Annotated in this window: 8 protein-coding genes; all 8 read right to left on the minus strand. The window is 44.4% G+C overall.

Annotation, left to right across the window (positions count from 1 at the left end):
• Nucleotides 1-46: 46 nt before the first annotated feature.
• Nucleotides 47-655, minus strand: a complete 609-nt coding sequence (locus tag BQ8014_RS18875) for an ExbD/TolR family protein (RefSeq protein ID WP_080905713.1) — start codon at nt 653-655, stop codon at nt 47-49.
• Nucleotides 656-724: 69 nt separating this feature from the next.
• On the minus strand, nt 725-1531 hold the full coding sequence (locus BQ8014_RS18880; RefSeq protein ID WP_080905714.1) for a MotA/TolQ/ExbB proton channel family protein: 807 nt from the start codon (nt 1529-1531) through the stop codon (nt 725-727).
• A gap of 728 nt (nt 1532-2259) precedes the next feature.
• Nucleotides 2260-5493 carry a S41 family peptidase gene (locus BQ8014_RS18895; RefSeq protein ID WP_080905717.1) on the minus strand — a complete coding sequence of 1078 codons (3234 nt, stop codon included), beginning with the start codon at nt 5491-5493 and terminating at the stop codon, nt 2260-2262.
• 30 nt (nt 5494-5523) lie between these two features.
• Nucleotides 5524-5823, minus strand: a complete 300-nt coding sequence (locus BQ8014_RS18900) for a putative quinol monooxygenase (RefSeq protein ID WP_080905718.1) — start codon at nt 5821-5823, stop codon at nt 5524-5526.
• A 138-nt stretch (nt 5824-5961) separates the two neighbouring features.
• Nucleotides 5962-6699 carry a peptidylprolyl isomerase gene (locus BQ8014_RS18905; protein ID WP_080905719.1) on the minus strand — a complete coding sequence of 246 codons (738 nt, stop codon included), beginning with the start codon at nt 6697-6699 and terminating at the stop codon, nt 5962-5964.
• A 351-nt stretch (nt 6700-7050) separates the two neighbouring features.
• Nucleotides 7051-7677, minus strand: coding sequence for a LysO family transporter (locus BQ8014_RS18910; RefSeq protein ID WP_080905720.1), 627 nt, complete (start codon nt 7675-7677; stop codon nt 7051-7053).
• A complete protein-coding gene (locus BQ8014_RS18915; protein WP_080905721.1) occupies nt 7674-7952 on the minus strand; it encodes a LysO family transporter in 279 nt (92 codons plus the stop codon). Before BQ8014_RS18915 ends, BQ8014_RS18910 begins: the two co-directional genes overlap by 4 nt.
• 10 nt (nt 7953-7962) lie before the next feature.
• Nucleotides 7963-8349 carry a hypothetical protein gene (locus tag BQ8014_RS18920; protein ID WP_080905722.1) on the minus strand — a complete coding sequence of 129 codons (387 nt, stop codon included), beginning with the start codon at nt 8347-8349 and terminating at the stop codon, nt 7963-7965.
• Between the last annotated feature and the right edge of the window lie 233 nt (nt 8350-8582).

Consider the following 8582-nt stretch of genomic DNA (forward strand, 5'->3'; position numbering starts at 1 on the left):
TTTTTAATTTGATTAAACTTATACAGCATGTTCTCTGCTTTGTTGCTTAAAAGCCCTCAGGCATTCCTTTCAAGTTTGTAACCAAGTTAAAGCGGTTTTCCTTGATATCCTGCAAGGTACTCATCACTTGCCGAACCAACGGGTAGGGAGTCTCCTGGTCAGCCTTTACTGCGATCGTCAAATTTTCATTGACATCCCTTGCGTGCTCTACCCACCGCTTAAATTGATTATTCGTACTATCAATCGGTATGCCTCCCGTCTTCAAGACATCATCCTGCTCATCCATCGAAAGATCCAGGAATTTGGGAAGCGAGGCTACCGGAACCCCAATCGTAGTCTGATTAATGAAAGATGCGATCTGATTATTCGTGAAAGTAATTCCGTAATCTTTACCAATCAATTCCAATACTTCCCTCTTATCGCTCGGTCGATCCAAGTTTAAAAAGATTTGTCCTTTGGGAGTCACTAATACAGTTAAGATATTAGCCTCCGGTATTTTAATCTCGGAAACGGATTGGGGCGTTATTACCTGCACCGGTTCCTTAGGAATAAAAGTGGACGTCAGCATAAAAAATGTCAGCAAAAGTACGGTCACGTCACTCATCGCAGTCATATCAATCCAGACGCTATGTTTCTTTGTTTTTACTTTTGACATACTCGTTCTTTTTCTTTATTATGTTCCAACTATCCGGGGGTTTATTTGCCCGGTGAGAAGAACCAATACTTATTTGTGAGTTGTTGTATAAGTCTGACCGATTGCGAAACCTACTTCGTCAACTGCATTGGTAAGATTTTGAATTCTACCGGAGAAATAAGTATAGAATATGATAGCACAGGCACCGGTCGCGATACCCATTGCGGTATTCAACAAGGCTTCGGAAATAGCGGTTGACAAGGCAAGCGAGTCGGGAGAACCTTCCTGGGCCAATGCGGCGAACGCACGGATCATACCAAGCACAGTCCCCAAAAGTCCGAACAATGTACCCAAGCTGGAAATAGCCGCGATAATATTCATATTCTTTTCCAAATAAGGTAATTCCAAGGTCGTTGCCTCTTCAATCTCCTTCTGGATGATCGCTGCTTTTTCATCGTTATTCAAATTGGTTATTTTCTCTACATCTTCGTAACGGATCAAACCGGCTTTCAGGATGTTAGCAACAGAACCTTTCTGATCATCACAAAGCTTGCTTGCTCCTGCGATATCACCTGCTTCAATCTTTTGCTTTGCAGAATACACAAATTTATCTACATTTCCTTTTCCATTTGCTCTGTTTAATGCAAAAAATCTCTCAACAGAAAGAGAAAGTACGGTTAAAAGAAGAGTCATAACTAGAGGAATAACGACACCACCTTGATAAAGCGTACCGAAGACATTACCTGTCAGAGGATGTCCTTTTTCATCAAAATTCCCCGGATCTCCACATATTCCGAAGAAAAACACACACGCTACAATAAAACACCCTGCAATAATAAATCCGGCAGAAGCTCCTTTAGATCTCGTTTTTACCTTTGTTCCTTTTTTTGTTTCCATAATGATCAATAATAATTGTTAATTAATTGTTTATTCTATATTACATTCATCTATTCATTTGTTATTAAAGAGTAGTATCTAAAGTTTCATATCCGAAACAAAAGACTTACGTGCAAAATTAGTAATTGATTCATGACTAAAGGCGTCTTTAACAATTATTATAGGAAGTGACTCTTCCTCCTTCCCCTCGACTACACAACTCTTTCCTTTCCAATAAGAAATAAATCTATTGAACACATTTGCAATTGCCCATAAAAACAACTGATAAAAAAGGGGACTTACCCCGTTTTAGAGCATTCATCCTTTGATGCTACCCGATTAATAGTGATGACAACAATTGGCGTACATACTTTCCCATGATGATAATAGATCTTTCGTGGCGAAAGTTATTAATTTAATCAATAAATTGTACGCTATACTCCCTAAAATAATTCAATCAACAAAAAAAAACCTAAATATCCCCATTTTAATGGCAAATTTCTCTCTGAAAAGGACTTTTCTCCCTTTAGAGAAAGCTTTTCTCCCCATCTCTTCCTTTCCGTTTTTCAAACCGGATAGCGGAGCAATCCGCTTGATAAAATCGGAACCCCAATCCGGAAAACAGAATAGGGACACAAAATGAATCCGGATGAAAGAACGTTCAAAAGGCAGAGACGGAGGGAAAAACAATCTCCGAGATTTTAGTAATATTTGCACTCAATGTGTTAAAATACAAAAAATAGAACGGTTTATTTATTCCATACGCGGGGAGCCGGCACCTTAGGCAACGGCTTCCGGCTTTTAAGTTCCTTCAGTACCTCCTCGATGGCACGGTCCAATTGCTGGTCTTCTCCGTTCCATTCTTTGACCGGATCATTATCGACAACGATATCCGGATCAACGCCGTGGTTCTCGATAATCCAGTTTCCTTCCACATCAAAACTGGTAAAGAACGGTACGCGCAAATCCGTTCCGTCGATGAAGGGAAGGGAACCGCTAATCCCGATAATGCCTCCCCAGGTACGGGTTCCGATCAGTTTTCCTAATCCGAGGGCCCGGAATCCCCACGGAAAGAGATCCCCGTCCGAGGCTGAATACTTATTGATCAGACAGACTTTCGGGCCGACCTGCACAGCATCAGGTACGGTTCCGACCCGGCTCGACCCGCGTCTCATCGTCATCCGGTAAGGTTCCCGCGCCAAACGCTCCAGAATCATGGGGGACACATTCCCTCCGCCGTTCGCCCGGTCGTCAATAATCAAACCTTCTTTATCCAGTTGCGGATAAAAATGTTTGGCAAATTCATTCAGGCCTTCCGGTCCCATATCGGGAATATAAATATATCCGATCTTCCCATTCGAAGCTTGATCGACTTTCTTCATATTATTCTGCACCCATTCGTAATGATACAGGGAATATTCTTCTTCCAAGGGACGGATAACCACTTTGCGGGCTCCGCTCAACTGGGGTTTGTCGTTGATGGAAAGTTCCGTCGGAACGTCCGCCTTTCCAACCAGGAGTTCGAAAAAGTTCTTCACCCCGTTAGTGGGAACGCCATCTACGGCTACGATGAATTCTCCCGTACTGGCCTTTATACCTGGCTCGGTAAGAGGCGAACGCAATTCCTTACTCCAGGAAGCGCCGGTCAAAATCTTTTCCAGGCGGAAGAATCCGCTCTTATCCCTCGATATCTCCGCGCCGAGCAGTCCGGTCTTAATGCGTTCCGGCCGCTCCAGTTCACCCGGATTGACATAAGCATGTCCACATTTTAACTCGGCAATCATCTCGCCGATCACATAATTCAGGTCCAGCCGGTTTTTCACATAAGGAAGCAGGGCGGCATACTTTTTCCGGATAGCTTTCCAATCCAATCCATGCATATTTTCGAGATAAAAGCCGTCCCGGTAGGCTCGCCACGCTTCATTGAAGATTTGCGCCCATTCCTTCGGATAATCGACCGGGATTTGTAAGCCGGAAAGATCGACCGCATCGGTCAGACTGATCTTCCCGGTAGGAATGGAGGTCACATAAAGATCGCTCCGCCCTTTCAGGAAAAGCGCTTTCTTTCCTCCCGGCTCTATCGACATGTTGGCATCCGCCACCAACTCCTCTTTCTGCTCCTCCAAATCATAGACAAAAGTGGAGCGTTCCTTCCCATAATAAACCTTTTTTCCGTCGGAATAAAAATTGCGGTAAAAAGCAGGTGCCAAAGGTAGCTTCACGATCCGGTCGCTCAGGCCTTCCGTGTCGATCGTAACGCTGACGGCCGGCTTGGCTGCCTCTTTCTTTTCTTTGGAGCCGGTTTCTTCCTTTTTGGCATCCTCTTTTTTCTCTGCCGGATCTTCCGCATCCTTCTGAAGGAACGGAGAAGGAGTGCCCTTCGCCAACAAGGCCAGATAAACGCCGTTCATCGTCGTATAAACATGGTTCCACTCCGTTTGCCCGTAGATCGGGTCGAAGTCGCGCGCAGATGTAAAGACCAGATATTTCCCGTCGGTACTGAAGGTCGGCGAAAAGGAGGAATACCATTTGTCCGTCACCGGATATTCTTTCTTTTCTGCCAGGTTATAGACATAAATGACGCTGAAATCATTCTCCGCCGGTCGCACATAAGTCACCCAGTTGTTGTCGGGAGAGAAACCAAGCCCGCGCGGTTCACCCAGCGGGTCCTGCAGGATTGTCGTTATATTCTTAGAGGCGACTTCCACTACCCGGATCCGGTTTTTACGATCCGTATAGGCAATCTTGCGGGCATCGGGACTCCATACGAAATCACGGATGTAAGTATCGTTGTTCTTTGTGAGCGCCACCGGTTCGCCTCCTTCTGTTTCCTGGAGGTACAGTTCCGTTTCACCGGTCACGTCCGAAATATAAGCGATGGATTTACCGTTCGGCGCCCATTGGGCATTCCGTTCGTTTCCTCCCGGCGTACGGGTGATGTTCTTAGTCACTCCCTTGCCGGCCGCGACATTGAATACTTCTCCCCGCGCAGTGATGGCCAACCGCTCTCCTCCGGGCGAAAGGCTGGCGCTCCGCAGATAATCCGCTCCCTTTTTAAATTCACTACGGGCATAAACATTATCGGAAGCAAGCGTGATATTTACCTTCACCACCTTTTTGGTAGTAGGGTCTAACGTATAAATATAACCACCGTTCTCGAAAACAAGTATTTTCCCGTTCGAACTGGGAAACTTTACATCGTATTCGGTAAAATCGGTTACTTTGGAGATTTGCTTGCTTTGGGTATTGTAAACAAAAACATTCATCGTACGGTCGCGATCGGAAAGGAAATAGATTTCATTGCCTATCCACATCGGGAAAATATCCTGCGCCTTATGATTCGTTATATTTACAACCGACTGCTTTCCGGCATCATAGATCCAGATATCGTCAGCCATCCCCCCCTCATAATATTTCCAAGTACGGAACTCACGCATGACGCGGTTATATGCCAATAGTTTACCGTCAGGGGAATAGCTGCAAAAACCGCCTTCCGGCAAAGGAATCACCTCTGGCATTCCTCCGGTCTTATCAATGGTATACAGACGACCTTCAAAACCGGAGCCGATCCGGTTCCGGTAAATGATCTTCTGTCCGTCAGCCGTCCAACCCATCACGATATTATTCGGTCCCATCCGGTCTCCCAGATCGTCCCGGCTATTCGTAGCCGTATAGGAAAGACGAAGCGGCTCCCCTCCTTCGGACGGGATAGTAAAGACTTCCGTATTACCATCATATTGACCGGTAAAAGCAATCGTTTTACCATCCGGAGAAAAACGGGGAAACATCTCGTATCCGACATGAGACGTCAGCCGTTTCGCTTCTCCGCCCCCGATGCCTACCTTATAAAGATCCCCGGCATAAGAAAAAACGATCTCGTTTCCGTTTGTCGCCGGGAAACGTAATAGGCGGGCTTCCTCCGGCATAGCCTGCAGCGAGACGGCAGACAGCAGAAAAAGCCCCAGTAAGTATTTTTTAATCATAAAAATTCAACTTATCCGAATGAACCATCTTTAATACTTTGCCTGAAGTACATCCACAGAGAGAGATTCTACCTTTCCGTCGATCGCCTTGACAAAAGCCTGGAAATGCTTGCTTGCATTATGGGAATCAATCGCCGCCTGCGATTTCCATACCTCGATAAAGGTATATTTGTTCGGATCACTTACATTTTCGTACAGACCGTACGATACATTTCCTTCTTCCTTGCGTGTTTCCTTCACTACTTCCTGAAAGATTTTCAACAGTTCCTCCTTATGCTCCGGTTTGATTATAACCGCCGCAACAATTCTTAATTCGTTCTCGTTTGCCATTTTATTTTGTTTTTAATAAATGTATCCAATACCTGATTAATAATTCAAATATATCTTGTTTTCCTGAAATAGCAGGCATTTATTATGCCTTTTCATTTAAAAGTCACTGACAGTCCCGACCACCAGGAAAAGTCCTTCTTAGTGATCTACCCGGGCACGCAGAATAATCACAGGTTCCAGCGGCCGATTTCTCACCGAAGTGGGGCTGCTTTCAATTTTACTCACCACATCCATACCCTCCACGACTTCTCCAAATACAGTATATTCTCCATCTAAATGGGGCGTTCCGCCTTCTTTCATATAGATTTCACGCTGCTCATCGGTAAATAGAGTCTCCGTTTTACGGGATTCCGCTTGCTTTTCCGCTTCGGCTAAGATACCGGCACGTAGTTCTGCCAACCCGGCTTTATTGCCCTCTCGGTATAAGGTTTTCATCGTATCCCGCTTTTGGGATTGAAGTTCGTTATAAATATTTTGTTTCAACCGTTCATAGCGTTCTTTTTGCAAAGCATCCAACCCAAACTCCGAATACTTTTCACCCGTCACTATATAGAACTGAGAAGCGGAAGAGGCTTTCTCCGGATTGGTATCATCCCCAAACCTGGCAGCAGCCAAAGCGCCACGCTTATGAAAACGGGCAGGCATCCGAAACTCAGCCGGTATCGTATAATCCAAAAAATGCCCCGTAGCCGTATCTCCTCCCTGAATCATAAAGCCTTTAATCACTCGGTGAAAGATCTTGTCCGTATAGAATCCTTCATTCACTAACTTTATAAAATTATCGCGGTGTAAAGGCGTTTCATCATATAACCTCACACGAATTGTCCCTTGGTTTGTCTCAATCCGGACCACGGTCCCTTTTTCTTTTGTACACATCGTTGTTGCTAATAAGATTAGTAGAAGTAAAAAGAGTTGCTTCATATCTTTTTTACAATTAAAAATCAAAGATAATGATTTTCACTGATAGAATTCATCACTCCTTCTCTTGCAAAAAAATCGCACGTCCTGTAAAAAGAATGGAAATAACGTCTATTACAACGGAAACATAGAGGTATCAGACTCCAAAAGGCGAAAAACAGACAATAAAGGAAGAAACCAACACAACCATCCGGCGTCTTTCCATGACCGGTGCATATTGATTCAGATAGCGAATAAACTTATTTATTTTTATAATCAAGGGCCTATTTCTTCTTCAGTAAAGATAACAGTTCCGAAGAGACATGCCTCTTATAACGAACAGAAAAACGAAACAAAAAACGTCACGCTAAAATCGATCAGTATTCCATGGAAGACAGCTATAAAGACATACTCTTTCCCCGAATAACGGCCAATGACCGGCAAGGTCGTATCCATAGTCGTCGCTCCTCCCGCACAGATAGGGGATAAAGGGCCAAACCATTTAACAAGCAAGGGGGCAAATAACAAGGTGATGATTTCCCGGAACAGATTTGCCATCAAGGCGATTGTCCCGAGTTCCGCCGCCAGTTGAGGTCCAAGGGTAGCCGTCTTCATCTCAGTTATTAAAATGGAAGACAGGGAATAATAGGCGAATCCACTCCCGACTGCCATACATTCAAACATATTCCATTTTGAAAACAGGAAACTGACAAGCGCCGATGCGACTAAAGTTCCGAGAACCGTCGCAGCGGGAATCAATAAGAAACGGGGACGAAGGTTGGCCAGCAGTTCTTTCAGCTTACGGTCACTACCGATACCAAAGCCGACCAAAAACATCAATAGATAAAGGGCATAGATTGAGCGGTCATTTTCCGCCCATGAGGAAGGGAGCAAATGCCCCCAACCGATCAGGCAACCTGCAATAAAAAAGGCAACGATTGTCAAACTCCCTTTCATGCGCGCCTCTTTGGTTTAAAGAAGAAAGAGTAGACTCCCCATGCCGCCAGAACACTACCAGCGGTCGCGACAAAAGCGATCAAAAAGGCCTCCAACCCCAATGTGGATAGATTCCGGATGATCTCTTCATTATGGCCAACGGATAATCCCAAAAGAAAAAGAAGCAAGCAGATAACATAGAAAATCACTTTACCGAGGTTCTGAAACTCATTTCTTTTTCGAAAAAGATAGCCACAAGAAACCCCGGCAAACATAATTCCAATGACAATAAACATCGGATTGTTGTTATTTTTTTGCCTTAGTCAGAGTGACAGGAATATTCATTCCTCCGCCGACAGCAATGCCCATAATCACTTTCGGTTCAAGTTTTAAAGAGACTTGTACCGGATAACCATCGACTTCCAAATCGGTTGCATATGTATTATCACCCTGAGATTTAATCTCCGAGGTTTTATACTCTGTCCCTTGGATAAGAACCTTTCCTTTCAATCGATTACCTTCTTTCACAAATGTAATCGTCCCTTTCTCATATCCCGAAGGAGCCTCGGGTGCCGCATAATCCCATGTCCCGCTCAAATTCGGAGCGGATTTTATCTGTTCTTGCGCCTGTCCTCCCAGACTGCATAAAAAACCCAACAGTAAACAAAAAAATAATTTTACGCTTGCCTTCATGTGAATAGTTATTAAAGTTTATGCACAAATATACCAGATTTAAAAGAGGAAAACTAAAAGTATTTTAGCCAATTATTATAAATATTCAAATTATTACCTTAATCCGGATCTTTCCCGGCTTCCCACCTTAACACAAAAAAGACCGGAGAAGTTCCTGCTCCTTGCGGAGGGTGAACTTCCCCGGTCTTCAAAAAACGGCGGCGACCTACTCTCCCACTTATGACGCAGTACCA

The organism is Parabacteroides sp. Marseille-P3160, assembly GCF_900162725.1.
GTDB lineage: Bacteria > Bacteroidota > Bacteroidia > Bacteroidales > Tannerellaceae > Marseille-P3160.

Bases quoted from the DNA above. Each gene is read 5' to 3' on its own strand.
- BQ8014_RS18875 (WP_080905713.1), bottom strand. From the start codon at position 655: ATGTCAAAAGTAAAAACAAAGAAACATAGCGTCTGGATTGATATGACT.
- BQ8014_RS18880 (WP_080905714.1), bottom strand. From the start codon at position 1,531: ATGGAAACAAAAAAAGGAACAAAGGTAAAAACGAGATCTAAAGGAGCT.
- BQ8014_RS18895 (WP_080905717.1), bottom strand. From the start codon at position 5,493: ATGATTAAAAAATACTTACTGGGGCTTTTTCTGCTGTCTGCCGTCTCG.
- BQ8014_RS18900 (WP_080905718.1), bottom strand. From the start codon at position 5,823: ATGGCAAACGAGAACGAATTAAGAATTGTTGCGGCGGTTATAATCAAA.
- BQ8014_RS18905 (WP_080905719.1), bottom strand. From the start codon at position 6,699: ATGTGTACAAAAGAAAAAGGGACCGTGGTCCGGATTGAGACAAACCAA.
- BQ8014_RS18910 (WP_080905720.1), bottom strand. From the start codon at position 7,677: ATGAAAGGGAGTTTGACAATCGTTGCCTTTTTTATTGCAGGTTGCCTG.
- BQ8014_RS18915 (WP_080905721.1), bottom strand. From the start codon at position 7,952: ATGTTTATTGTCATTGGAATTATGTTTGCCGGGGTTTCTTGTGGCTAT.
- BQ8014_RS18920 (WP_080905722.1), bottom strand. From the start codon at position 8,349: ATGAAGGCAAGCGTAAAATTATTTTTTTGTTTACTGTTGGGTTTTTTA.